The organism is Colwellia sp. 6_MG-2023 (genome assembly GCF_030547765.1).
Lineage (GTDB): Bacteria > Pseudomonadota > Gammaproteobacteria > Enterobacterales > Alteromonadaceae > Colwellia.
Genome location: NZ_JAUOPP010000012.1, coordinates 1 through 25,451, shown reverse-complemented (window position 1 = coordinate 25,451; position 25,451 = coordinate 1). Strand labels below are relative to the sequence as shown.

Here is a 25,451-nt window from a genome sequence, read left to right as displayed (position 1 = left end):
AAAATGCTTTTTAAACTTTTTTATTGAGCCTTAGTATATTGTTTTCCTGAATGATTTCTAGTCATTAACCATATAATTGTAGCAATAAGTAGAACCGGCCAAAAAACACCTACCGCGACCATAATTAACGAACCTACAATTAAAAGACCAGCAAAAATCAATGAACCAAACACACTTAAAACTATTGCTAACGCAATTAATACTAAAATAACGGTAGTCACAGCTGAAACTCCTATTGCTTTTAATGGCTCAATTAGTTCGCCATCCATGTACACATTAATATCAAGTAGCTCTAAAAAACTCACACCTAACACATAGGTTAAAAATAAGGTTGCGAATATTGCTAATAATAACGATTTAAAAAATGTCATTGTGTATCCTCTTTTTATACTCTGGCAAACGCAAACGTTATCTATATTTACTTTCAGGTAACAGAACACTTGCAACGACATAGGCAACACCAGTTGCAACAGGAAATAAGATCAGTGCCCCAAGAGTCGCTATACGCACAGCAATACGAGGAAAATCATAATGCTTTGCAATACCAGCACACACACCTGATACTTTTTTATGAACACTATCTTTAGCCAACGTGTCATCTATGTTTTGATTGTTTGAGAACTCTCTTTCATACTTCATGCGTTTATTCCTTTATTATTTGATTTGTTATACAGGGCAATTAGTGTCAACCTATAGCAACTTTACCGATTCCAACTGCCCTACAGCTATTTATTTTTTAGCTTAGTCGCTACTCTTATAACGACTAAGCAGCTGATAATTTTTGTTTGATTTTTGCAAGTTCTTGAGTGATCGCTTCTTCTTTCTCCATGTCAGCAAATTGAGCATCTAAACTTTGCCCTTCTTTACTTGCTGCCATTAAATCATAAGCTTCTACTTGCGCTTCGGCTCTATCTATCTTTTGCTGATAACGTTCGAATTTACTCATAGCTTCATCAATATTATAAATTGCAGCGTTTTCACGAACCTTTAATCGAACATGTACTGACTCTTGACGTAGCGTAAATGCTTCTTGACGACGTCGTGCTTCTGATAGTTTTTCTTGTAAACGTGCAGCATCTTCTTGTACTTTTATTGAAAACTCAGCGAATGCATCACTTTCTTGCTGAAGGGTATTAAGTTCATTTTGATACTTATGCTTTTGTGCCAATGCTGACTTAGCAAGATCTTCTCTATCTTTTGCAATAGCCAATTCAGCTTTACTTTGCCACTGTTCCACACTGTCTTCTGCAAATTTTACTCTACGGTTATGCGTTTTTTGTTCAGCAATATTTTTTGCTGCCGTTGCGCGCACTTCAACTAAAGTCTCTTCCATTTCTTGAATAATTAAGCGAATCATTTTTTCAGGATGCTCAGCTTTATCAAGCATACTATTTAAATTAGCGTTAACAATATCGGTAAAACGTGTAAATAATCCCATTGTTTTTCTCCTACTATTTCAGTTATTTATTATCAGTTATTAAAGTTTTTTTAGCTGGCTAACCTGCTGTTCATTTTTAGTGATCTCTTCTTCTGTTAACCAAGCGATAGATTTCTCTATTGATTCATCAAAAGAAAAACTTGCGCTAAAGCGATTAACTTCTTCCATGATAGATTCTTGTAATTGCACGGTTAGATCGCTCATCACTTTTTGCCCTTGTAGCATTACCATTTCACTTAATGACTTTTCGATACTAGCCGACTCTGTTGCACTTGCATTTACGCTAAAAGCTGCACCTAAAGTGATTAATAAAGCAACGCTGATAGCTCTACGGTTAAAATGTTTCATGTTGAAATTCCTTCTTATGTGTTGTGTAATTGTTAAGTAAACCTAGTTCAGGTTAAATAATGTTATTAACACCTAACCGTATTTTAATTACTGTCAGGTTGTGTTCATGTAATAACTATTACAAGTGCCGTGCCAAATAATAAAAAACACTTAAAATGATGATTTAAAAGGAATTAACAAAAACAACCATAATCCACCAGAGAACAAGACATAATATGTCAAACTAAAAAATAGCCAAATTGACCTAGCCATTGGTTAAATTGACCAACGACTTATTAGATAATTTAGTCGATAATTTACCCAATGATTTTGAGCTCTGAAAAAACAATATTACGATTAAATAACCAATGTTAAATCGAAGAAATGAGCGGTGTTAAAGCAAGTAAGTAGCAGAAATATTAGCAATATAAGAGATGATAGCTATACGGAAATACCAATAGGTATAAGGGCTTTTTAAATATAGGCTATATTTATCATAAATAATGTGGAGAGCTTCACCCTACTGATCCAAACAAATGATCAGTAGGACAACAATAAGTTATTTTTTTACTCAGGTAGCACAACTTTAGCAAATGCCTGTTTCAAACTATCGCCGTTAGCGTTCGAATTGCTCGAGCAGTCACTTAAATCACGACGAAACTGTCGAGCGCCCGCTAAACCATTACACATTCCTAACATATGGCGTAATACGTGCCAGGCTCTATTACTACCGTGTTCAGGCGTTATACTGATATATGCATCTATATAGTCAGCCATAGCATTGATAACTTGCTCACGAGAAATAAGTGGTTTATCAACGCCATAAATTTGCTGATCAACCTCAGACAAGAGGTAAGGGCTACTGTATATTTCGCGCCCTATCATCACGCCATCAACATGTTGTAAGTGTTCTTGGGCTTCAGTTAACGATTTAATACCGCCATTAATTGAAATATTTAAATTAGAAAAGTCTCGTTTAATTTGATAAACACGTTCGTAATCTAAAGGTGGAACATCACGATTCTGCTTAGGACTTAATCCCGTTAGCCATGCTTTTCTTGCGTGTATAATAAAGTGATTACAATCGGCTTTCGCCACTTCATCAATAAAAGTATGTAAAAACTCATAAGAATCTAAGTCATCAATGCCAATTCGTGACTTTACAGTAATAGGGACATTAGTCGCATTCTGCATTTCGTTAACACAATCCCCCACAAGCGTCGGCTCAGCCATTAAACAAGCACCGAAGCGTCCATTTTGTACGCGGTCAGACGGACAACCAACATTAATGTTAATTTCATCGTAACCATACTGCTCTGCGATTTTAGCGCATTCCGTCATATCTTTAACGTTACTGCCACCTAGCTGCAGTACCAGTGGATGCTCTGCATCGTTATAAGAAAGATAATCACCTCGACCATGTAAAATAGCCCCTGTGGTCACCATTTCAGTATAAAGCACGGTATGTGCCGACAAAACACGATAAAAATAACGACAATGACGATCAGTCCAATCGAGCATGGGCGCAACGGAAAGCTTATGATTCGCTGTATTGCTTGTAATTACTGGCTTTAAAGCCTTGTTTGCATACATATAGTTATTACCTGAACTGCTCTGAATCGCCTGTACTTACGTTGAGTTTCCATATAAGGTGTTCCAAATGAGCCCCATTTTTAGTAGGACGATTAAGGAATAATACAATGGCATCAGTAACAATTGATAAACGCCAAAAGGCAAACGGAGAATTTAGCTACCGATGCACTGTGCGTGTAAAAAAGAATGGCGCAATTATACATAGAGAATCAAGAACATTCAGTAAAAAAGAATTAGCAAAAACATGGGGAAAAATACAAAAAGAAGCAGCAGAGCTAAACAGCATAACCAAACAAGACAAAATAATTACCATTGGCGAGCTATTAGACCTGTATTTCAATGATGCTGATTTATGGACTAACACTGGCAGAACAAAACGCTACGTTATACAAATGCTCCGTGACTGCCCAATCGCCAAAGTTTTATCTAACGAGCTTAAAAGTAGCGATTTAATAAGCCACTGTAAAATGCGTAGAGCGGCAGGAGCAGGAGGGGCAACTATTTATCATGATGTGGCTTATTTACGTAGCGTAATGAAAACAGCCCTACCCGTTTTTGATGTGACAGCTAATTGGAAAATATTTGAAGATGCAGTACCCGTATTAATTGAAATGAAGCTAGTAGGAAAAAGCCAAAAACGAACACGTAGACCTACAGAAGATGAGTTAGAAAAATTAACAGCCGCATTAACTGAAAGGCAGGACAAGCAAGGCAGTAATATTCCATTTGTCGATATTCTTAACTTTTCAATACTTACCTGTATGAGAATAGGTGAAGTTTGTAAAATTGAATGGAAAGATATAAACCATGAACATAAAACAGTAATTGTAAGGGATAGAAAAGATCCAAGAAAAAAAGAGGGTAATCATATGATAGTGCCGTTACTAGCCGGTTCATTTGATTTAGCACTAAAACAACCAGAAACGGATGAAAGAATATTTCCTTATAACTCTAGGTCTGTAACAGCAGGTTTTCAGCGTGTTAGAAAAAGTCTTGGCATAACTGACCTTAGATATCACGATTTAAGGCGAGAAGGCGCATCTAGGCTATTTGAAAAAGGGTATGGGATTGAGGAGGTAGCACAAGTAACAGGCCATAGAAATTTGAATATACTTTGGCAAGTATATACGCAGTTATTTCCTCACAAACTACATGATAAATTCAAAAATAAATGACTTAATTCAATTTTTCACATAAAGCTTATCGAAAAACTATTCTTTATTTAACAAATGCATCAATTGCATCCAATAACTCATAAACATTTGTATATGGATTTAATAAATAAGGTGCATCCTTCCCTTGAGTTGCTGCACTTAACGTTGCAGTATTCATCTTTTTAGCCCTTGCTCTAGCAATATGAACATCTTTTGAAATAACGTCATATATAGATGAATCAGCTTTACTATAATGATTAACCCCTCTTTCTTTAAATTTACTTTTCAAAGGACTGTTAGATAATAAATCGTCACATGAAGAATAAGGCGCAACACTAGTTGTTAAATGTAATAATATCCAAACTTCAAAACATACATTTGAAAATGCAACATTAATTTCATTAGCATTTGCTTTTAATAAACTTTGAGCATGCAAATCATTTGAGTACTTATTAACTGCTTCCCTATCATAAACGACCCAAAACTCATCACTCGAAGGAGTATCATGACTCTTTTTTTTCTTAATAGCCTCATCTACAAGTTGTTTAGGTGTATTTTTCTTAGTATCAGTTATTTTAATAACCTTTAGAGTTCGCTTCCCAGAATGAAAGTCATCTAAATATGCATTTAAATAGTTCGGTTCTGTTTTTTCACCTTCACAATATATATGTAATACAGGTTTTATAGATCTGTTTTGTCGACCTCTTTGTCTAGGCATTCGATCTAAACTCCTTTCAAAATATTGGCAATAGTTTTAATATCAATATTTGGAATCGCACCAAACCTGCCTTCCTCATACCACTTACCGAATGGACTATTAGATTTCACAATATCTTTGTCATATTGATCTAATGAATAAAAAGTAGTAGCTCCTTTTAACTTTTCCGCAAACCAAATCTGATCTCTTCTAAATATTTGAGGAGACATTAAATTTAAATTATGAGTAGAGAATATTAACTGAGCATTATTACGATTAATTAAAGGATTATTAAATAATTTAATTATTAATTCCGCTAAATGAGAATGATAGCTTTGATCTATTTCATCAAGTATTAAAACACTACCTTTTTCAAAGGTTTTCATTAACAATGGAAGCATATTAAATAACTTTCTAGTGCCTGATGACTCCATATTTTCTGAAAATAATTCAACATCACCATCTTCAGTTTTATGATTAAACCAAGGCTGAAGTTTTAAATCACTAATAATACGTTTTTTTAAGCTTTCAGGAATGCCTGAAGGAAAATCTAAACCTTTTACTTGGGAGTTCTCTTTTAACTCAATCCCTGTGATTCCTGTATCCACCTTTGTGAGGATTTTAGCCATTTTATTAATTAATACTGCATCATTTTTCCATTCATTATCATGAAAATTTTCGTCTGGCTCTAAATGTAATAAGTTCTTTCTAAAAAAATTATATACAGTTCTGATAATATCCGGAGCGTCGGCACTATTACCTGCCTTTGATAAATAAGAATTATTAGAAAAGAAAGCAAACTGCTTCTTACCTCCTTTGAAGCTACTACCAAATTTAACATCTTTCCAGCTTAATCCACCATACCGAGTAAATATATTAGCTTTTTTAATCGAAGGGTAAAAATCTAAAGACTCAAAAATAATTTCAGTTGAATTATACTCTATCTTATAAATAAACCTTACGTTTTCTATTGTAAAAAATTCAATTTCAAATACAGTAGGCGCATTTATAGTTTCTTTAGAAAGACGAAAAGGTTCATGAGGTTCTATAATATCGCCTTCTTTCAATTCACCGCTTCTACAAATCATAAAACGTAATGCTTCGAAAGCGAGTAGCATATTTGATTTACCTGACGCATTAGCACCATAAATACCAGAGGTTCGTAAGACACCTATCTTTCCACCGTCAGGATAAGCAATATTATCCGTATGATGGTTAAGAGACTTCTGAGCATAAAAGCTAAATGTTTGTTCTTTTTTGATAGACCTAAAGTTTTGAATAGTAAAGTCTATAATCATATTTTAATCCATTATTGTGTGATATATCGAGAAGATAATGGTCACAAAGCGCATTACAATAGATTTTAACATGTTATTAGTTTTCTACAAGTATAGTTTTATATATAGTATTGGTTAATCATAAGAAAATAATAAACAATACGGTTTGTAAAGTTGTCCCCTACTAAAAAACATTTAAAAAAGACAACACGCTACAACCTTTTATATTCAACGCCAATAAGAGTATTTAGAAATACTTTACATCCGTATTGCTAATCGAAAATTATGTTTAAACAAAACACTAATAACAAAGACAATGAATTAAGGCCGCATAGTTTAGTGGATTCTACCCCCGTAATACATGACGAGGGTTTTGCTCTCGCTTCTCCTTCTCGCTCAGGCTTCGCCGTCGTCGTCGCTATTCGCTAAAAAAAACAAGGTCAAAAGCGGCTTAGCAGGACGACATGGGCGGATTTTTAAAAAGACTAACAGAAACAATTAATAGTTTAGTGGAATAACAACTCTCATCAGCCCGTGATTTTCTCCAGTGCTGCAACTGAAGAAACTCCCCGAACGTCGCAAGCTAATCGAAATACGATTGAACAAAGATTTTTACCGCTTCGCTGCATGCTTCGCATAAAAAACGAGCGATTTTCTCTGTGAGCATTATTAAAAAATGAGAGCCCAACCCCACATTTTTATTCAGATTTTACATAGAAGACGATTCTTAAATTTAAAAGTGGTGTGCTATGTGAAATCTAAATTAAAAACCAAGGTAAAAATCAAACTAGGAGCAGACAAAATCATGCCAACTTTAGTTGTTAATTTGAAGGTATTGATTTTAAAGGGCTGTAAGAAAACGAAATATTAATTATTTTAAAAGGAGGAAAAACAAGGTGAAAAGGGCTAAAAACAGATAAAAACAAGCCCCCTTAACGAGGTTAAAAATAAAATTTAATTACAGTCCAATCTTAAAAATAAAAAAACATATTGAATCAATAATTATTTAAAAAACATACCTACTTTAAGAAACAACTTCCATCATATCTTCATACTCTTCCATTATATCTTTTCTCGAATTAAAAAATTTCATAAACTCATCAATTATAAAATCCATCCCCAAATCACCTTGCTCATCAATAGGGTCTAAATAAACAACAGTACCTAAATTTAAAATATTATTTAACTGATAAGGAAAAGAGACACAATTATTTTTAATTGAAAAGTCTACAAAAAAAACTGACTTCTTAAAATAATCATCTTTAAACGATATTTTAACTTTAGAAGAAACTCTTGAAACTTTTACTTCCTGTACATGGGGTTCTAATTGTTCCTTTAATTCCTCAAGTCGACTCTTTGAATAAAGCTATTCTATTGAAAAAGTAGCTCAAATTACAAGCCATAGAAATTTAAACATATTATGGCAAGTTTATACGCAACTTTTCCCTTATAAATTTAATCACTAAAAAATAATCATCAAATATTGTTATAAAAATATAAAACATTTTATATCAATTCATTTTCAATTTTTTGTAAATCAAGATACTTTTGGCTAGGATTTAGTTTAAGCTTATATTATATGAAGAATCACTCAGCAATAAAGATACTGGGATAAAATATGGAAATCAGACTAATAAAGGTAATTTCAATATCAATCTTACTAATACTTTCAAATAAAGTATATTCAACCTCTATATGTGAACGCGAATGGAATGCACTAAAATCAATTCAATCTCAATTGAGAAATAAAAGTAATGAATATTTAAGAAAAAAGGAGCATGAAAAGCATACTAAATATCAAAATTGCAGAAAAAATAAAAATAAAAAATCAAAAGAAATAAAAAAATCAACTAACAGTGAACAATACAAACGATACTATACTTATAGAGAAACAAATAACCCATTTGAAAATAGTCCTGTGAAAATGAAAACAAAGTTTAAAGGTAAAAAACAAGAAGAATGGAATAAGTATTATGTTACTCCTGAAGATTGTATTAAACCTAAAACGACTTCTCAATTTGCTTCATGTTTGAATGATAGAGATCGTGAAGCAAAACGATTCACTGAACTATGGGATGAAAAAGAAAAAGAAATGCGATAAAATCCAAATCTCTGCACCCCTTTATATTCGTAGCTAACAGGAGTGTTCAGAAATACTTTACCCCTGTATTGGTCAATAAATAAAAACTAATATAATACATCAATTAAATAAATTAGTATGATTATTAAGCTAATTTAAGGTTCATGTTTCTCTAATGAATTTTTAAATGTTGTTTCAACACATTTGAATTGCTTAGCCAATTTAACATCATGCAAATTAGCGTGTAAAATTTCTCTAATAGGCAATGTGATTTGAAATTTATTCCCATCATTCATAACCTCATCAACCATATTGTATGGAGTAACATATATAAGTGACAAATCATCATTTCGACGATAGCCACTAATTAAAGGAATAATAGTAATATCATTAACATGTCCAAGCGGTAATTCTGGAATATACCCAATATAAACCTTCCTGCTTGTTAAAGTAAAAGCAATAGGAAATCCAGTATCTGCACTTCTTATAAATAACCCAGAAAACTCGCTAGAAAGATCTAATGGTGCGATACGCCTTAAAACTAACATTTGGACATCACTTGATAGCACACTGTTTAATAAACGTTTGTACTTCTTTTTATCTTTAGAACTTATTGTTTTTTTCGACTTAATTAATATTTGATTAAGTCGAAATACTCTAGAAGATTCCAGAGCTGATCTTTTAAGAATTATTTTTGCTATGTAAAATGCAAAACTAGGAAGGAAGAATGCGAGAAAAATGGAGTTTAAAGTAATAATACCTAATCTAAAGTCAATAATTTCAAGTTTATCAGTTCCTATGAACCACAATGAAAAATCCCAAATCCATGTAGCTTTCGAAGTTAGTGGCCAAGATAACAAAAATAAAATAAAACTAATAATCCAAATGGATATGCCATTCGCAATAGATTTATAAAATAAATGTTGTCCTGCATCTTTTGTTATTATCAGTTTAGTTAAATGAAAACGGGATACAAAAATGTATCCCGATATTGTTATTCCAAGAATTAGTAATGATAGTAATTTAATCATGAAATAATTTAAATTTTCTCTGAAGAATAATTATGCTTATTCTAATAAATTTTCACTTGCAATCAATTGCGAACGAACAACTGGATTAGATTTAAAAGATAATTTATCAAGATACATCCCCTCATCAGAAATACATACTTGAATTTCTCGATTATCACTATTTTTTTTATGTCCCGGAACTAGCCAATTAGCTATTTTATTACTTACTTTATCAACCATTCCAACCTCTTCAGTATTCATAATAACCCCCTCATTTGAAGCTTATTAATATTTATATAGTACTTTATACATAATGTATAAAGTACTATATAATTTAACATTAGTCTAATAATATTAAATTATCAAATAAGTGACATGCATTAATAATTGATTTAAAAATTATATGTGGGACTACATTTGTACACCAGGCTACATACAACCCACACAAAAAATACAAACAGTCCAATCAAGCATAGGGGCAACAGAGAGTTTATGTGAAACTATGAAATTAACTATAAAACCTTTTAATCTAAATTTAATTATAACGTTAAAAATAACGTCCAGACATTAGAGTAATTATAAGGGGTTTATGGTCGCTAAACAAAAATATAACAATAATTAATTGAGTAAAAAATTCAGCTATAACTTTACTAGGCAATAATTGTGATAATTATTGCCTAGTAAAGTTGATTGTTCTCGTAAACAAGTTATCTATAATTTTTTTCATGAAATTTATCAAAACTATACAGGTCTATTAGATATACACATTTTAATCCTTTTAAGATTACCAAACGTTAGTGTGCTAATAATTCACTTAAGCTAAAAGTACAAAACGTTAAAGCCCTAGCAGTCTTATAACAAAGAAGTTAATCTATATTTAATTAAGTTTCGCTAAAATAATGACTGTAAAAATTTTATCATTTAGCAACACGTTATATTCTAATAAGTAGGTACTCAGTTGAATAAGATATCAGATAAAAACCTCAAGACTATTGTGTATACAGTAGCAGCGTTAATCGCCTTTGCTGCGAATTCAGTTTTAGGGCGAATGGCTTTAAAAGACAGCGCTATTGATGCCTCAAGCTTTACAGCAATTCGTCTGGTATCAGGCGCAGTAATGTTATTCGTTTTATATATTTTATTTAATATGAAATCAAAAAAACAAAACAATACACAACTAACAAAGGGAGGTAGTTGGAAAGCGGCACTGATGCTATTTACTTACGCTATCACTTTTTCATTGGCGTATGTCTCTTTAGATACAGGTACAGGCGCGCTGGTATTATTTGGTGCTGTTCAGCTTACCATGATCATTGCGAGTATCATTTCAGGGAATAAATTACATAAAACCGAATGGATCGGCATTATTGTTTCTTTTTCTGGTTTAGCCTATTTAATTTATCCAACCGTTACAACACCTAGCGTATTTGGCTTTGTGTTAATGGGAATATCAGGTGTGGCTTGGGGAATTTACACGTTAACTGGCCGCGGCTCTATTACTCCACTACGAGATACTACGGTTAATTTTAGCTACACTATCCCGTTTGTTGTAATACTGGCATTTGTGATGTTTCCTCATATACAAATTTCTACTGAAGGAATTATTTTAGCGATATTATCCGGAGCGGCGGCTTCAGCGCTTGGCTATACACTTTGGTATATTGCTTTAGCAGGTTTATCTGCTACGGAAGCAGCTGTAGTACAATTATCTGTGCCTGTTATAGCCTCTATTGGTGGTGTTATATTTTTATCTGAATCGGTAACTATGCGGCTGATTATTGCTTGTGCCCTCGTTTTAGGCGGTATAGCAACCGTTATTATTGGTAGAAATAAAGTTTAATGGAAATTGTGTAAAACATACTCAATAAATAGCCTTACACGCAGTGGCATATTATTGCGATCACGATAAAGCATAGAAAACGCGCGATCTTTACTCTGCCACTGAGGAAGAATGCGCTTTATATCACCTGACTCTATTAAAGGTAGTGCTAAATAATCAGGTAAATAACTGATACCGAGCCCTGCTTTAACTGCATGTGTAACCATTTGAATTTCATCTACTTCTAAACGAACAGATTTATTAGGATGGTAATCAAACTCCTCATTTGTTTCTTGATTTTGTAATCGCCAAGGTATCAAAGGATAACTGATAATAGTTGCGTGATTGGATAACTGTTCAGGGTGAGTAATATCATCAGCGATATAGTTGGCGTCAGCACATAAAATATTGTGGGTGTACTTTAATGGTCTCACAATCCAGTTTTCAAGTGCCGGATTGCCCATTCTAAATGCCACATCAATACCCTGCTCTTCTATATCAATTAATTTGTTTGAAAACCGCAAATCTAATTGAATTTCGGGGTTTTCCTGCAAGAAATCATAAAAAATAGGTCGTAAGAATTGTGTGCCCGAATAAATAGGCGCTGTAACTCTTATTTTTCCTTTGGCTTGATGTTTATCTTTATGGAGATCGTGATCAATGTCATCAAGTTCATCAAATAAAGCACTAGAGCGTAAAAAATATTGTTCCCCTGTATGGGTTAATGTTACCCGATGTGCATCGCGGTTTAATAACCTTAATTGCAAATCGGATTCTAACTGTTTTATTCGCCTGCTTAGAGTTGATAGAGGCATATCAAGACTAATTGCAGCATCCTTAAAGCTCGCTAACTTTGCTACAGCACAAAAACAGCGCAAATCATCAAGAGAAAAATTAGCTTTCATTACGTCCTACTACCTTTACTTTTATTATCAGATTTTTTAGGTATCTGAACCCGATATAGCTTCAATATTGACAATTTCGCTACGGTTTAACGTAATTTTAAATCGCTGAATATTCTCACCATCATGATCGACATTGCGAAGAATCAGGTTAATTTGATATCGTCGTTCAACGGCCTGACTTGATATTTTTTGCCCTTCTAAATTATATAAACGGCCAGCCCCTTTTTTCAAAAAGCGAACAAATGGTGTTAAATTAAAAAACACTTGCTGCTGTATTTCATCAAAACCGGGCAAAAATTCTTTAGACAATACTTTATTATCACACCTAAAGTGCAGTAAACGCGCAGCTTGTTTATTTTGTTGCCGACGTTGTTGAAGTAATTCATTCACGCCTTTGGGCAAATCTTTGGTATTGATATATTCTAGCCATAATATCTGACTTAAAATGCGCTTTTGGTTAACACTATGACGAAATAAGTTTTGCCATTTGGGTCGGCCTTTTTGTATTTTACGCCAAATTAAACTGGTAACATCTTCTTTAAATGTTTCTCGTAAGCCATAAATAACGCCTAAAAAAGCAATTAACGCAACGGTTACTTCTGTAAAACTCGAACGAGCATTAAGAACTAATACCATCACAAACGCCATAATCACAGCGGTAACAGTACCTCGAACTAAACGTTTTAAATGTAAATCCAAATAACGAGTTTTCTTTTGAAATACAATACCGTACTCAATTAAACGCTGTAATAACCTCATTTTATTGGTAATACGATTCGGATCTTCGAGTGTTACTTGAGAGTTATATTTACATTCGATACGGTAAGCATTCTCTCCGCGGCAAAAAGCAAATAAATACTCTCGTTCAGCCGTAAATTCACTACTTTTTGGACCTTTAGACAGTAATTTTAAGAATGACTGCTCAATATGCCAACTTAAGTAATTATCGGCATTCTCAAAAAAAGAACTTAGCTTAGTATCAGAGGGGGTATAGCGACGTAACTTTTTCACTAAACCTGCGATTTGATCTGCTACTTCAATAGCTGCGGGATAAAACTCTTCTGCATTTTTCAATTTCAAGGTTTGTTTGATGTCAGTATCAAGCGCTATTTTTAACTGATAAGAGTATAAATTCAGGTTCAAGCGATAGTCGCTCTGACCATCATCTTCGCCTTCAAAACGTTGACTGATAAAACGACTTCGCACTAAAGGGAGATGCACTTGATCTGAATGATAAGCACTATGGCTTGTAATATTGCTATAGAAATAATCTTCAGCGTTTAAAGTGCTTGGACTTATGCCCATTTCAACAGGTAATGAAAAATAAAGATCAATACGCTGTAACGCCTGTGGCGACAGCTGATGACTGATTTTAATAGATAAATTCTCATCTTGAGATAATTTAATTTTCTTCACTCTTTATTACTTCTCTTGATAATAATATTACTAACGTTTTATCCCTTTTATTTAAATCATACTAACCTTAATACTTCAGATAAAGCAAAGGCTTAATTCAAAACTTATATTTTAATAAATATCTTATGTTGATAAAGCTTCAACGACACGAACCAAAATAAAATCACATGCGACAATGCAAACAAAAATGACGCTAATGTAGGTTCAGCAAAAAGCTTATATTGTTCATATAACCAACGATACAAACTACTATCTCCTACAGGTATTATCAAATAAGTCGTTACAAATACAAATGACAATACATAAACAAACAAAGGGTTTGTGCCGTACACAAGTAACGGCGACACTAGTTTTTCATGACCTTTTATATCAATTAACCAAATAAATATGGCTAATAAAAGACATGCAAATCCGGTCGTATATATTACATATGAACTCGTCCATAATGGCTTATTAATAGGTAGTACAAGATGCCACAAAGCGCCAAGCCCTATCGCAAGACTACCAATAATAATAAGTTTAATAACACTCGATTTTTTCTCTTTAATACTGGTTAAATAACGTGTTAATTCAAACCCTAGCCACATATTCACTACTGCAGGAATAGTACTCAGCAGGCCTTCAGGGTCAAAACTAACATCACGCATCGTATACATATGATTGGCACCTAAGATAGCTAAATCGAACTGTCGAATAATATTCCCCTCTAGCGTTAAACCTGCCTCTCCTACGCTTACCAATAAGCCCCAGTAAGCAAGCAAAATAACTCCTGAGAAAATAAAAATACCACGACGATTTAACAATAAGACTAAACTGGCGGCTATCACATATGCTATGCCAATCCGTTGCAATACCCCCATAATTCGTAAATCTTCCAGTGGCGTATCAAAAGGTATTACATTTAGCATAAAACCAATAAAGAACATGATAAAGCCACGTTTAAGGATCTTTAAAAATTGTTCTGAATTCGCAGTAAAATCACTTTTTTTAAAAGAGAAAAACATCGCTGAGCCGATAATAAACAAGAAAAATGGAAACACTAAATCTGTTGGCGTAGCACCATGCCAATCTGCATGTAAAAGTGGTGCATACACATGTCCCCAAGTACCAGGCGTGTTAACTAAAATCATTAAGGCAATCGTGATACCTCTAAAAGCATCAAGAGCAAGATATCGAGTCATAAATCAAAATCCTAAAGTAGTTAAAGTAAAGTTTGTCTCAAATGACAACGCTATCATTTAGTTAATGTAAATGATCATCATGGTTTTGGCTAATTAAATACTTAATACAAACTTGAGCTAAGGTTAGTTCTTAATTTAATGGCGATAAAGAGCTTGCATCGTTCAAGTTTACCTTTATAAGGTATAGGCTAGGCGAGTCTAATATTTAATCTAACATCACCATAAATCGCCAAAAGTGGCTATGTTTACTTTCGAATAATCGATTAATATAAATAAATAGTCCAGTTTGATTTACATTTGTTTCAGAAGTGTGCAAAATCAAGCTATTGCAAATAACTAAAGGCGCGAAAGCTACATGAGAGTAGAGTTTATTAACCCATTTTTATCATCAATGCTTAATGTAATGTCAACAATGGCACATATGGAATTAATTCCAGAAAAGCCAACGTTGAAAAAAGATGAAACCTCGATGGGTGATGTATCAGGGTTAATAGGTATGATCAGTCCTGAAGCTAAAGGCTCTCTATCTATTACATTTGATGCTCCTTTAGCACTAGCAACAATGAAGGGAATGGTTGGTGAAGCACCCGATGAGATAAATGACGAAATAACAGATTTAGTGGGTGAGATCACTAATATGGTTACTGGTGGCGCAAAACGTTTACTTAGTGAAAAGGGCTTTGATTTTGATATGGCAACCCCTATTGTTGTTTCTGGAAAAAATCATAGCATTCATCATAAATCCAAAGGACCTATCGTCGTTATCGCACTACGAGGCGAACTGGGTAAGGCCTACATTGAATTTTCTTTTGATGAATAATTAATTGACTATTGGCTGCTCTTTTCCTGACATATAGTTATCATTCTCTCGTTATATTGGCGCATAAAATTGAGCTCTTTTTTACGCGCTAATCGCTCCTCTTCAGAGCGAATAACATCCCCCGTATTAGAGTTATATTTTTTTCCACATAATGCAATCATTGCTTGATAATCTTTAGGGTGTACGCCAGGAATATTGATACTTCTTGTTGACGTAGTCTGTAACCGATAGTCTTTATTTTCTATTGCTAACGCCAGTGCTTGGTTTAGCTTTTCTTCATCAGTATGTTCCAAGATACTTGCCGGTGTCTGATTACTTTCCTGTGTACTTTCTTGCATTGTTTCTTCTAAATTAGTGTCAGTTGTGGCTGTTCTATCAACAAAAGTTTGATTTGTACAACTCGCACAAAAAGCCACGACTAACGTTAGGATGCTCCATTTCATTTGCTACAACTCCTTTTTTGACGCCATAGTAACGCAAAGGTGAATAATAATAACCAAGACATACTACCAGATGATTTATCATTGCCTGCTTCAGGCTCTGAGGTAGGCTCTGTCTTTGCTTCAACGGTAAGATTAACCAGCTGTACGGAACTACTGACATTGTCTTTACTTATCACAACAGACACTACAAGCTCGCCAGAAAAATCACTGTTTGGCGTAACCGTTTGTCCTAGGAAAGAATAATTATCACCCGCTTGAATTGTTATTGAATCTGCCGCTTCACATGCATAAGTAAATAATGCATTGGTTAACTCAATACTGTTTCCTTGAACAAGCGAGATAGCTTGTTGGCTAGTAATTACAAGATCCTTAGCAGCTAATGCCTTATTAATATTAAAGGCTCCTTGGTTTACGGCATAAAAAATATTATCACTACAAACAAGCTTAATTCTAGCTTCAGCGGTATTAATGTCATTCGGACAAAAACTGTCTATTGATAGCGTAGCATTACCGTTATTACTTATATTATTAGCTAGCGTTATATCAAAACTTTCCCCATTATTTTTTGAAAGTAAAACGTCAACAGCCGCACAATTAATAGGTAAGGTATCAGTCTGAGCAACTTGCCAACTTATATTATTATCACTTTCTGTCCAAACATCTTCTGCTAATGGGGTATTAAGAGAAAAAGCTTCTCCTGAATCAACAACCGTTAATGTAGTCTCATCATAACTAACACCGCCATTTTGATCAAAAACCATCAAACGAAAGTTAAGGTCTCTATTTGTGGTGGGTAATGATTCCCCGATAGTATGAGTGCCCGTAAGTACGTTTGATAATTGTGGAAAGAATCGAGTGGCATGATCGTTTGGTAGAAAAGCTCGAAATAAAGGTCGTGTTCCATCGTCCACTTGCTCGGCAAGCGAAGCACTTTTTTCCCCTAAATCAAATTGCTGCCAACTATAACTCAGCTCATCGCCATCAACATCTGTAGCGGTACCTGATAATTTAAATGGTGTTCGTGCCGGAATGGTATAATCCAAACCGGCGTCAACAATAGCGACATTATTGCTATCAATAGAAGCAATACCACAGCTGTCACCAACGCTACTTTCTAAATAAGCATGTATTTGATCGATTGATCTTGCATGAAAAAATGCATCAGAATGCGACTGTAGATTTTGATCATCACAAAGCCCTGCATAAGACATAATTGTTGAGCCACTACCCACTTCATAAGCTGAGCGTTGTACACGATTACCAGAGCAAGCTCCTCCTGTACCATTAAAGCTGTGTTCAGCACCAAATTGATGGCCTATCTCATGAGCGACATAATCGATATAAAAAGCATCATTAGTAGGATTTAAGTCGCCAGTAACGCCATCACCTTTATATATTGGGTGGCACACAGCACCAAGCACAGCTAAACCGCCACCATCAGTATTAAGCACATGACCTATATCATAATTATCACTGCCAATAATACTATTAATAACACCGGTATTTAGCCCGCCATCATCACTGTTATTATTGAAGGGATCTGTTTCTGCGTCGGTAAAAACTAACAAATCATTATTTTCGACTAACTCTAATTTTATCGCTAAATCATGCTGATAAATTTGATTTAACCGGTTAACTAAAGTGATTATCTCTGCCATAGTAGTATCAACTGTACCACCATTAAATTCTGTATATTCTGCCGCTGCAGATATAGCGATACGATATGTTGTTAAGACACTTTCAGTGTTGTTAGCACCTTCTTCTTTACTCATTTTATTTCGTGATAAGCTTTCTAAAGCGGTAGATAACTGCGTAATATTTTTGGGTTGATGAAAGGTAAGTAATTTTTTATCTTGTACTCGGCTATTTTCTTTAATGTAACTTGTATATTTAGCATTCACACTATTAAAGACGCGTTGCACCTTTACAGGAGAAGAATTTTCTGAAGTTACTATTGATGATTGGGTTTTTGCTAAAGACTGGGCTGCTTTTTCTTCAATATAAATATTTTCAGGCTCAACAAAAACCCGTTCTCCATTATAATAAAACATGCCATGAAAACCATTGGATGTAATATCAAAACGACCGGTATTGTTGCTATTATCAACCGCTACCCCCGAAAATGTTCGAATATGCGGGTATTTTTTAGCAAGCCCTTCAGACATCACACTTTCAGGCGTTAATTCAAAATTAACGAGTGCGCCGCTAGGTAATGGTAATGCAATGATTATCGCCTTATCATCACTAAACAAAGCGGTTTGTAATTCTGGTGTGTTGAGCGTTAATAAGCCAGAACTAGTATCTTGATGAAAAATGCTTTTAGCTTTCACGGTTGGTTCTTGAGCATGAACCAATGTTGAAAATACACTTTGAGTACATAATGCTAATACACACCCAAAAGTAACCTTTTTTAATAGTTCTGCTTTTTTCTGTAAATTCATACTGACCGCTCGATAGTAAAATAGTTATTTGTCATCAAAAGATGTTTTTAGTTGGAAAGCATACGACTCGATTTAATCTTCTTGCCACTGTGGCTTAATTAACGCTTGATATCATTAATTAAGATTTTATCCTATGCGCTAAGATTAACGAGTATAGAACAAAAAAGCCACTGACAATGCAGTGGCTTTACTTTAAAACTTGCTAACAAAACTCAATGTAGCAAAATATATACACTAGTTGAGACTTTGTTTAAGCCTGTGTAACCGGATTATTAACTGACTTTTGTTTCTTTTTACGACTAAAAATACCACGTAAATCTTCAATAATCACATATAAACTTGGAATAAAGATTAACGTAACTACAGTGGCAAAAAGCACACCAAACGACAAGGATACTGCCATTGGGATAACAATTTGCGCCTGAGCACTGGTTTCAAAGAAGATGATAGGCACTAAACCAATAAAAGTGGTTAATGAGGTTAGCATTATTGCTCTAAAGCGCTTAGTACCTGCATGGATAACAGCGTCTTTTAAACGCTCTCCACGTTTACGCGCATTATTGACATAATCAACCATTACCAAGGAATCATTCACCACAACCCCTGATGCCGCTAAAATTCCCATAATGGATAATGCACTTAAATCCATCCCTAATATAAAGTGCCCAAATACAGCACCAATAACACCAAAAGGAATAACCACCATAATCATACACGCTTGTGAGTAAGACTTTAACGGAATAGCAAGTAAAGAGAAGATTACCATTAATGAAATCATGAAATCTCTGAATTGATCATCTGCGCTATCCATTTCTTCCTGAATAGTACCCGAAAGTTCACTTTGAACATGCGGATACTGTCTTAACAATTGAGGAATATAGTTATCTCTAATATCTTTAGCTATTTCAAATGGTTCAACTTGTTCAGAATCAACACTCGCCCAGACATTAATGGTACGATTACCTCCTTCACGACGGATAAGTGTAACCCCATCCGTTAATGATATATCAGCAAGCTCCGATAGTGGTAATTCAGCACCATTAGGCGTTTGAATCATCACATCATCAACATGACCAATACTGCTACGTTGCTCAAGTGGATAGCGAACCATCACTTTTATCTCTTCACTTTCACGTAAAATACGCTGTGCTTCAAGACCATAAAAACTATAGCTAACTTGTGACGCTACTTCAGCCAAGGTTAACCCTAAGCTGTAAGCTAAAGGCTTAAGTTCTAGCTGAACCTCTTTAGCACTGGTTTGGCGAGAATCATTAACATCACCAACCCCTTTTAATGAATTAAGCTTAGCTTTTAAGTCATTTGCTGCTGCAAGTAATTGTGCATCGTCAGTGCTTTCTAATTTAAAAGCAACATCACCATCATCACGACCACCGCCGAATAAATTATCACTGATAGATAACGATTTAACACCAGGGAAATCAGGAATAGCTTTTCGCCATAAATCAGCCAATTCAAAAGTATTAATCGCCCTTTCTTTTGGAATAACTAACTTAACCATCACATTACCACTGGTGCGGCTACGTAAATCAACCTGCATATCAGCAATCATCGAACTGCCATATTGTGCTTGAATATCATCATCAACGGCATAGAGAATACGCTCAATATTCAACAATACTTCCAAGGTAGATTTCTCTGCAGCATCAACATTCATTTCAAGACTTACACTAGGGAAATCGTGCGGAATTTGAGGTTGGCCAATATACCGAACAAAACCACCACCGAATAAGCCGGCACTTAACAACATTAAGCTAATAAAAAACATTAATACCGCATAACGATATTCAATACAAAGCGTTAATGCAGGTCGGTACACTGTTTCAATAAAAGCTTTTAATTTAATATCAATCCAAGAACGAAGTCTATCTAGCGGATTTTTAGGGTTAAATGTCTTTATTTTCATTTTAACTAAATGTGCAGGTAAAATAAGTTTTGATTCAATCAGAGAAAAAATTAAACAAAGTATAACAACCGCACCAATCGCTTTCCCAAATGCAGAAGAAGGCCCTTCACCAAAAAGGAAAGGGACAAATACCGCAATAGTAGTTAACACCCCAAAGGTAGCGGGCATAGCGACACGCTTAACACCACGAATAACATTTTCGGTTGAATGTCCATGCTCTTCTATTTCATCATGCGCACTTTCCCCCATGACAATCGCATCATCTACAACTATCCCGAGTACAAGAATAAAAGCAAATAGGCTAATAATATTAATGGTGACACCAACAAATTCCATTGGCATTACTAATAAGGTACCTAAAAAACACACCGGTAAGCCCATCATCACCCAGAACGCTAAACGTACACGTAAGAAAAGTGCTAGCATAATAAACACTAATACCGCGCCGCTTTCCATGTTGCTTAACATCATGTTTAAACGTCCCTCAAGGTAGTAAGTCATATCAACCCACGTTTCTAACTTTACACCTTTAGGTAATTCGTTATCTTTATTTTTGACATAAGTATTAATTACTTGAGCAACATCGGTAATACTTTGATTATCGGCAGCACCAACAAATAAAGTAACTGAGTTCTTACCATTAAACTTAGAGTATTGAATGCCTTCTTCAAAGCCATCAATCACTGTAGCAACATCCCCTAATAATATTTTAGTACCATCAGCCAATGTAATAATAGGGATTTGTTCAAACTCATGACCACGATAAGCTTGATTCTCTACCCTAAGGTTTATATAACCATTTTCGGCACGAATTTGCCCAGCGGACATATTTCGAGATGAGCCACGTACAGCATTGGCTACATCAACAAAACTTAAACCGTATTCTCTGAGCTTGTCTTTACTGACTTCAATAGATATTTCGTAATCTAAACCACTATAAATTTCTGAAATATTAATTTTAGGTAACTGTTGAATTTCGTGATGAATTTTTCGCCCTAGCTCCTTTAATTCACTATTCGTTAAATCACCATATAAGCTAAGGTACATAACTTCTTGACGATACTTTTCTCTTTCAACTTTAATGCGTTCCATGCCATCAGGGAAACTTGAAATGGAATCAATCGCTGATTTAATTTCTTCGAGTACCACTTGAGGATCGTAATCGAGCTCTACTTCAAAAAAACCATTAGAAAAATTTCGGTTAGAGTAAGTAATAACACGTTTAAGGCCTTGCACTGTTTTCAATGCTTCCTCAATTTTAATGGTAATACCTTCCTCTACCTCTTGCGGGGCTGCGCCAGGATATTGCGCAACATAGGAAACCCAGTTGATTTTTACTTGTGGAAACATTTGCTTGTCAATAGTTTTTATGGTTAAAAAGCCACCAATCAAAATAAAAACCATTAACAAGTTAGCTGCTATAGTATTACGGGCAAACCAAGCAATAATACCGGTATTAGTATCAATAGACTCATCAATTTTTGAGGGGTTCTTCTCTGTTTTTGCGCTACTATCCGAAAGAGAACTCATCATTACTCCCCTTCGTTTTCATTATTAACAACATCAATTTTTTCTGCTGATGTGCTGCTATTATCATTTTGTTCGTCTTGTACATCAGTTACTAAAGATAATTTCATTCCTTCTACAGGGTAATCTAATGAAGACACGATCAACTGATCGCCATCAAGCAATCCTTTATTGATAACCACATTCCCGCCCTCTTGACGAACAATATTAACATCAGCGTAATGAAGCTTTGAGTCACTATCTAAAAGAGCAACCTGGTTGTTTACCACTAAATATTGAGGAACAATGCTCGCATGTTCAATATTAATACCTAAAATCTTAGCTGTTACATAAGCGCCAAAACGTAACGGCAGAGCAGATTCTTGATTATGATCATTCAGGTAATAAGGATCTTGAATTTCAGCTACGAGGTAGGTCATTCGGCTATTGTCATCCACAACCCCCTCACTTCTTACTATTTCCGCTGGCCACTGTATCGCTTCACCAGCAAATGTACCGGATAAATTTACCTTAGATTGTAAACCTTGGTTAATAAGGTATTGCAGCTGATTATCGGCAACAGGTAAACGAACTTCCGCAACAGCCGTACCTAATAGCATACCTATTTCACTGCCCACACCGACAAAGGAGCCTAAACCTATACTTCGACTATTAATCATAGCATCATAAGGAGCTCTGATTTCAGTACGTTGTAAATTTCGCTCAGCACGTAAAATAGCTGCTTGTGCAGATTTAACATTGGCTAACTCTTGTGCAAGTTGAGGTTTACGTAGACTTAGTTCAGTAGGCGAGGTATCTGTAATTTGTTGCCATTCTTTTTCAGCAACCTTCCCTTGTGCAACTTCTGTTTCTAATGCTGCACGTGCTGATGCCATATTTGCCTGAGCGTCAATAAGCGCAGCATGATAATCATTAGGGTCAATACGCGCTAACAATTGACCTTTTTTAACCAAACCACCACGAACGAATGTATCACTTAGTTCAACAACTTCACCACTTACTTGCGCAACAATCGTTGTTTCATATTTGGGTTTTACAACGCCATAAGAGCTTACTTTCATCGTCATTGGCATGACAGTAATATTTTTAACTTCAACGATTGGTGTATTATCCACTTCAGCTTTTTCTTCTGGTGGTTTTTTCATACTAGAAAAGCCAATATAAGCACCAATTCCAATAGCTAAAATGGCGATAGGTATGATAATTTGTTTTTTACGAGCCACTGTTTTATCCCTTTAATAATCTGATTTTATTTTTATACAGAAAATGAATATCAACTCTCTGATGATCTGCATGAACAATAACGAATATGGTATAACGAAATTTATCATACATGTTACTGTTTATTACAAAAAACACGCCTATTTGTAATAAAAATAAAAAAAACATAACAAATAATAAAAAATCATTATTTATCATAATCTTACTAAAACAATTTAAAAGGGATATTTTCAACAAAACTCTCAAACACTGATAAATCCAATTACTTATTGGCTTATTTCACCATTTTTTAATTTTTTACAAACAATACCTGTTAAATTAACCACTTTTATACAGCAAGGATTAATCATGTTTAATAAAATAACTGACTTTTTTAATAACTTACTCGATACCGAAACTAACAATGCTCAAGCTCAACTTTCTATAGAAATTGCTTCTGCGGTATTACTTTGTGAGGTTATGCGTGCTGATGGCGTTTTTGCTGAAAGTGAACAAGATACGCTTAGCAAGATCCTAATTAAACAGTTCAACCTAAATGAGCAAGAAGTCAGTACTGTTTTACAACAAGCACTTGAGTTAAGTGAAAATGCTAGTGATTTTTATCAATTTACGTCTAAATTAAATCAACACTTCTCCTTAGATGATAGGATCGAAATTGTGTCATTATTATGGAAAGTTGCCTATGCTGATGGTGAATTAGCAAGTATTGAAGAACATATCATTCGAAAAATCGCTGATTTACTTCATTTACGACACAGTGAATATATTGCAACTAAAATTGCAGCGGAACAGTTTGCTAAATGAATAGATTTACCACCAAAATAATTTATTAATGCGTAAGAGAATCGGTTATTATACTCATCAATATTTTCCCTACTTATAACGGCATTTTTAATGACAGATTCAACAGCACAACCTAGCAACTCACCTCATGTTGAAATAGGAAAATACAATACACTTACTGTTGTTGCAGTAACGCCAACCGGAGTTTACCTAGACGGTGGAGATTTAGGTGAAATATTACTTCCGAACCGACATGTACCAAGTGATTGTAAAATTGGTAATAGTATTAAGGTTTTCATTTACTTAGATTCGGCAGAGCGAATTACAGCAACCACTGAAAAAGTACTTGGGCAAGTAGGTGAGTTCGTATCCTTAAAAGTAGTACAAGTAAATAAAATGGGGGCCTTTTTGGACTGGGGATTACCGAAGGACCTACTTGTTCCTTATAATCAACAACATTCTGAAATGGAAGTTGGAAAGTATTACTTAGTACGCATTTTTCTTGACCAACGTACAGAGCGTGTTGCTGCATCAAGTAAACTTGATAAATTTATTGATATTTGGCCCGCAGAATATCAACAAGGTGACAAGGTAAAATTAATTATAGGCGGAAAAACTGACCTAGGCTTCAAAGCCATAGTAAACGATTTACATTGGGGCTTACTTTACGACAATGAAATTTTTCAACCATTACGTATTGGTAAGAAAATAGATGGTTACATCAAACAAGTTCGCGAAGATGGTCGCTTAGATCTTATTCTAACTCGTGGTAGTAAAAACACAGTAAAGAGCTTTGCAGATAAACTTGTTGACGCTTTACAAAAGAATAATGGTTTTCTACCACTGCACGACAAAAGTGCACCAGAATTAATACAAAGAACGCTTGGGGTAAGTAAGAAAACATTCAAGGCTACAGTGGGTAATTTGCTGAAAAATGGTAAATTAACGATAGAGAAAGATGGAATTAGGTTGAAGTAGTCAATCCTTTTGACTACTTTCATCTTTACAATTTAACGTAACATTGTAAACCAGCCCATAAGCATAGGCAGTAGAGGGAAAGCAATAAACGCTACTAAAATTAACGAAATTAAACCGAAACCTGTACTATCTTTAAAATCTTCATTCTGTGACATTGTGAGGATACCCTTAATAGGAAAAAAAACAGGCGTAGTCTAACGATTAACAAAACGAAAAAAAAGGTTTATTTGATCTATATCAAATATAATAATCAGTGATATATAAAAATAAACCTACTTGGCATAATTTATTAATAATAAATTGAGTCTTATACTTATTCCACACTCAATGAAATAGATAGTTAACCTCAGCTCGGGATAAGAATTAATTAAATTGAACTAAGTGCCCGTTCCACGATCCGATCTTTCGACCAAGAAA

24 protein-coding genes and 1 pseudogene are annotated in these 25,451 nt (G+C 34.5%); 8 read left to right on the top strand and 17 right to left on the bottom strand.

All coding sequences use genetic code 11. The features are described 5' to 3' along the window. Positions 1-20: 20 nt before the first annotated feature. The 5 genes from Q4503_RS09285 to dusA all read right to left on the bottom strand — a co-directional run bounded on the left by Q4503_RS09285 (position 21) and on the right by dusA (position 3,358). Entirely contained in the window at positions 21-371 is a 351-nt protein-coding gene (locus Q4503_RS09285) for a hypothetical protein (RefSeq protein ID WP_303602086.1), read from the bottom strand. Positions 372-408: 37 nt separating this feature from the next. Continuing rightward, positions 409-639, bottom strand: a complete 231-nt coding sequence (locus tag Q4503_RS09280) for a PspC domain-containing protein (protein WP_303602085.1) — start codon at positions 637-639, stop codon at positions 409-411. Positions 640-763: 124 nt separating this feature from the next. Then, positions 764-1,438: a phage shock protein PspA gene (pspA, locus tag Q4503_RS09275; RefSeq protein WP_303602084.1), complete on the bottom strand. Its 675-nt coding sequence runs from the start codon at positions 1,436-1,438 to the stop codon at positions 764-766. 39 nt (positions 1,439-1,477) lie between these two features. Continuing rightward, complete coding sequence (locus Q4503_RS09270) at positions 1,478-1,786, bottom strand: hypothetical protein (protein WP_303602083.1); 309 nt, start codon at positions 1,784-1,786, stop codon at positions 1,478-1,480. A gap of 546 nt (positions 1,787-2,332) precedes the next feature. After that, positions 2,333-3,358 (bottom strand): tRNA dihydrouridine(20/20a) synthase DusA, encoded by a 1,026-nt coding sequence (dusA, locus tag Q4503_RS09265; RefSeq protein ID WP_303602082.1) that lies wholly within the window; start codon positions 3,356-3,358, stop codon positions 2,333-2,335. Between the two features lie 107 nt (positions 3,359-3,465). Between dusA and Q4503_RS09260 the strand changes: the two genes are divergently transcribed. Further along, positions 3,466-4,533, top strand: a complete 1,068-nt coding sequence (locus tag Q4503_RS09260; RefSeq protein ID WP_303602081.1) for a site-specific integrase — start codon at positions 3,466-3,468, stop codon at positions 4,531-4,533. Between the two features lie 43 nt (positions 4,534-4,576). Here Q4503_RS09260 and Q4503_RS09255 read toward each other — a convergent pair whose 3' ends face one another. Next, positions 4,577-5,230 carry an RloB family protein gene (locus Q4503_RS09255; RefSeq protein ID WP_303602080.1) on the bottom strand — a complete coding sequence of 218 codons (654 nt, stop codon included), beginning with the start codon at positions 5,228-5,230 and terminating at the stop codon, positions 4,577-4,579. 5 nt (positions 5,231-5,235) lie between these two features. Then, positions 5,236-6,507, bottom strand: coding sequence for an ATP/GTP-binding protein (locus tag Q4503_RS09250; protein ID WP_303602079.1), 1,272 nt, complete (start codon positions 6,505-6,507; stop codon positions 5,236-5,238). A 264-nt stretch (positions 6,508-6,771) separates the two neighbouring features. Here Q4503_RS09250 and Q4503_RS09245 point away from each other — a divergent pair, with 264 nt between their 5' ends. From Q4503_RS09245 to Q4503_RS09235, 3 genes and pseudogenes are all read left to right on the top strand, one after another. Next, positions 6,772-6,915: a hypothetical protein gene (locus Q4503_RS09245; RefSeq protein WP_303602078.1), complete on the top strand. Its 144-nt coding sequence runs from the start codon at positions 6,772-6,774 to the stop codon at positions 6,913-6,915. A gap of 914 nt (positions 6,916-7,829) precedes the next feature. Continuing rightward, positions 7,830-7,952 (top strand): annotated as a pseudogene (locus Q4503_RS09240) (site-specific integrase); the annotation flags it as partial. Positions 7,953-8,104: 152 nt separating this feature from the next. Further along, positions 8,105-8,587: a hypothetical protein gene (locus tag Q4503_RS09235; RefSeq protein ID WP_303602077.1), complete on the top strand. Its 483-nt coding sequence runs from the start codon at positions 8,105-8,107 to the stop codon at positions 8,585-8,587. A gap of 134 nt (positions 8,588-8,721) precedes the next feature. Here the strand turns inward: Q4503_RS09235 and Q4503_RS09230 are convergent, their stop codons facing one another. Together Q4503_RS09230 and Q4503_RS09225 are read right to left on the bottom strand one after the other, a co-directional pair. Next, positions 8,722-9,597 carry a hypothetical protein gene (locus Q4503_RS09230; protein ID WP_303602076.1) on the bottom strand — a complete coding sequence of 292 codons (876 nt, stop codon included), beginning with the start codon at positions 9,595-9,597 and terminating at the stop codon, positions 8,722-8,724. 36 nt (positions 9,598-9,633) lie between these two features. Then, complete coding sequence (locus tag Q4503_RS09225; RefSeq protein WP_303602075.1) at positions 9,634-9,837, bottom strand: hypothetical protein; 204 nt, start codon at positions 9,835-9,837, stop codon at positions 9,634-9,636. A gap of 697 nt (positions 9,838-10,534) precedes the next feature. On the opposite strand from Q4503_RS09225, the gene Q4503_RS09220 reads away from it, so the two are divergent. Then, positions 10,535-11,416, top strand: coding sequence for a DMT family transporter (locus Q4503_RS09220; protein ID WP_215972166.1), 882 nt, complete (start codon positions 10,535-10,537; stop codon positions 11,414-11,416). Here Q4503_RS09220 and Q4503_RS09215 read toward each other — a convergent pair. From Q4503_RS09215 to Q4503_RS09205, 3 genes are all read right to left on the bottom strand, one after another. Then, a complete protein-coding gene (locus Q4503_RS09215; protein WP_303602074.1) occupies positions 11,413-12,300 on the bottom strand; it encodes a LysR family transcriptional regulator in 888 nt (295 codons plus the stop codon). The genes Q4503_RS09220 and Q4503_RS09215 overlap by 4 nt on opposite strands. Before the next feature lie 36 nt (positions 12,301-12,336). Beyond that, the gene (locus Q4503_RS09210) at positions 12,337-13,716 is read right to left on the bottom strand and encodes a hypothetical protein (protein WP_215972168.1); all 1,380 of its coding nucleotides are present in this window, start codon (positions 13,714-13,716) and stop codon (positions 12,337-12,339) included. Between the two features lie 104 nt (positions 13,717-13,820). Then, positions 13,821-14,897: an acyltransferase family protein gene (locus tag Q4503_RS09205; protein ID WP_303602073.1), complete on the bottom strand. Its 1,077-nt coding sequence runs from the start codon at positions 14,895-14,897 to the stop codon at positions 13,821-13,823. Between the two features lie 355 nt (positions 14,898-15,252). Here Q4503_RS09205 and Q4503_RS09200 point away from each other — a divergent pair, with 355 nt between their 5' ends. Beyond that, positions 15,253-15,717 (top strand): chemotaxis protein CheX, encoded by a 465-nt coding sequence (locus Q4503_RS09200; RefSeq protein WP_303602072.1) that lies wholly within the window; start codon positions 15,253-15,255, stop codon positions 15,715-15,717. An 8-nt stretch (positions 15,718-15,725) separates the two neighbouring features. Here the strand turns inward: Q4503_RS09200 and Q4503_RS09195 are convergent, their stop codons facing one another. The 4 genes from Q4503_RS09195 to Q4503_RS09180 form a co-directional block, all read right to left on the bottom strand. Continuing rightward, the gene (locus Q4503_RS09195) at positions 15,726-16,160 is read right to left on the bottom strand and encodes a hypothetical protein (protein WP_303602071.1); all 435 of its coding nucleotides are present in this window, start codon (positions 16,158-16,160) and stop codon (positions 15,726-15,728) included. Further along, positions 16,157-18,601, bottom strand: a complete 2,445-nt coding sequence (locus Q4503_RS09190) for a reprolysin-like metallopeptidase (RefSeq protein WP_303602070.1) — start codon at positions 18,599-18,601, stop codon at positions 16,157-16,159. Before Q4503_RS09190 ends, Q4503_RS09195 begins: the two co-directional genes overlap by 4 nt. A gap of 250 nt (positions 18,602-18,851) precedes the next feature. Then, positions 18,852-22,058 (bottom strand): efflux RND transporter permease subunit, encoded by a 3,207-nt coding sequence (locus tag Q4503_RS09185; protein ID WP_303602069.1) that lies wholly within the window; start codon positions 22,056-22,058, stop codon positions 18,852-18,854. Continuing rightward, on the bottom strand, positions 22,058-23,275 hold the full coding sequence (locus Q4503_RS09180) for an efflux RND transporter periplasmic adaptor subunit (RefSeq protein ID WP_303602068.1): 1,218 nt from the start codon (positions 23,273-23,275) through the stop codon (positions 22,058-22,060). The genes Q4503_RS09185 and Q4503_RS09180 overlap by 1 nt, the downstream gene beginning before the upstream one ends. Positions 23,276-23,621: 346 nt before the next feature. Between Q4503_RS09180 and Q4503_RS09175 the strand changes: the two genes are divergently transcribed. Further along, positions 23,622-24,077, top strand: coding sequence for a TerB family tellurite resistance protein (locus Q4503_RS09175; RefSeq protein WP_303602067.1), 456 nt, complete (start codon positions 23,622-23,624; stop codon positions 24,075-24,077). 90 nt (positions 24,078-24,167) lie between these two features. After that, the gene (locus tag Q4503_RS09170; protein WP_303602066.1) at positions 24,168-25,034 is read left to right on the top strand and encodes a S1 RNA-binding domain-containing protein; all 867 of its coding nucleotides are present in this window, start codon (positions 24,168-24,170) and stop codon (positions 25,032-25,034) included. Positions 25,035-25,066: 32 nt separating this feature from the next. Here Q4503_RS09170 and Q4503_RS09165 read toward each other — a convergent pair whose 3' ends face one another. After that, positions 25,067-25,189 carry a hypothetical protein gene (locus Q4503_RS09165; protein WP_289847522.1) on the bottom strand — a complete coding sequence of 41 codons (123 nt, stop codon included), beginning with the start codon at positions 25,187-25,189 and terminating at the stop codon, positions 25,067-25,069. Positions 25,190-25,451 lie beyond the last annotated feature (262 nt).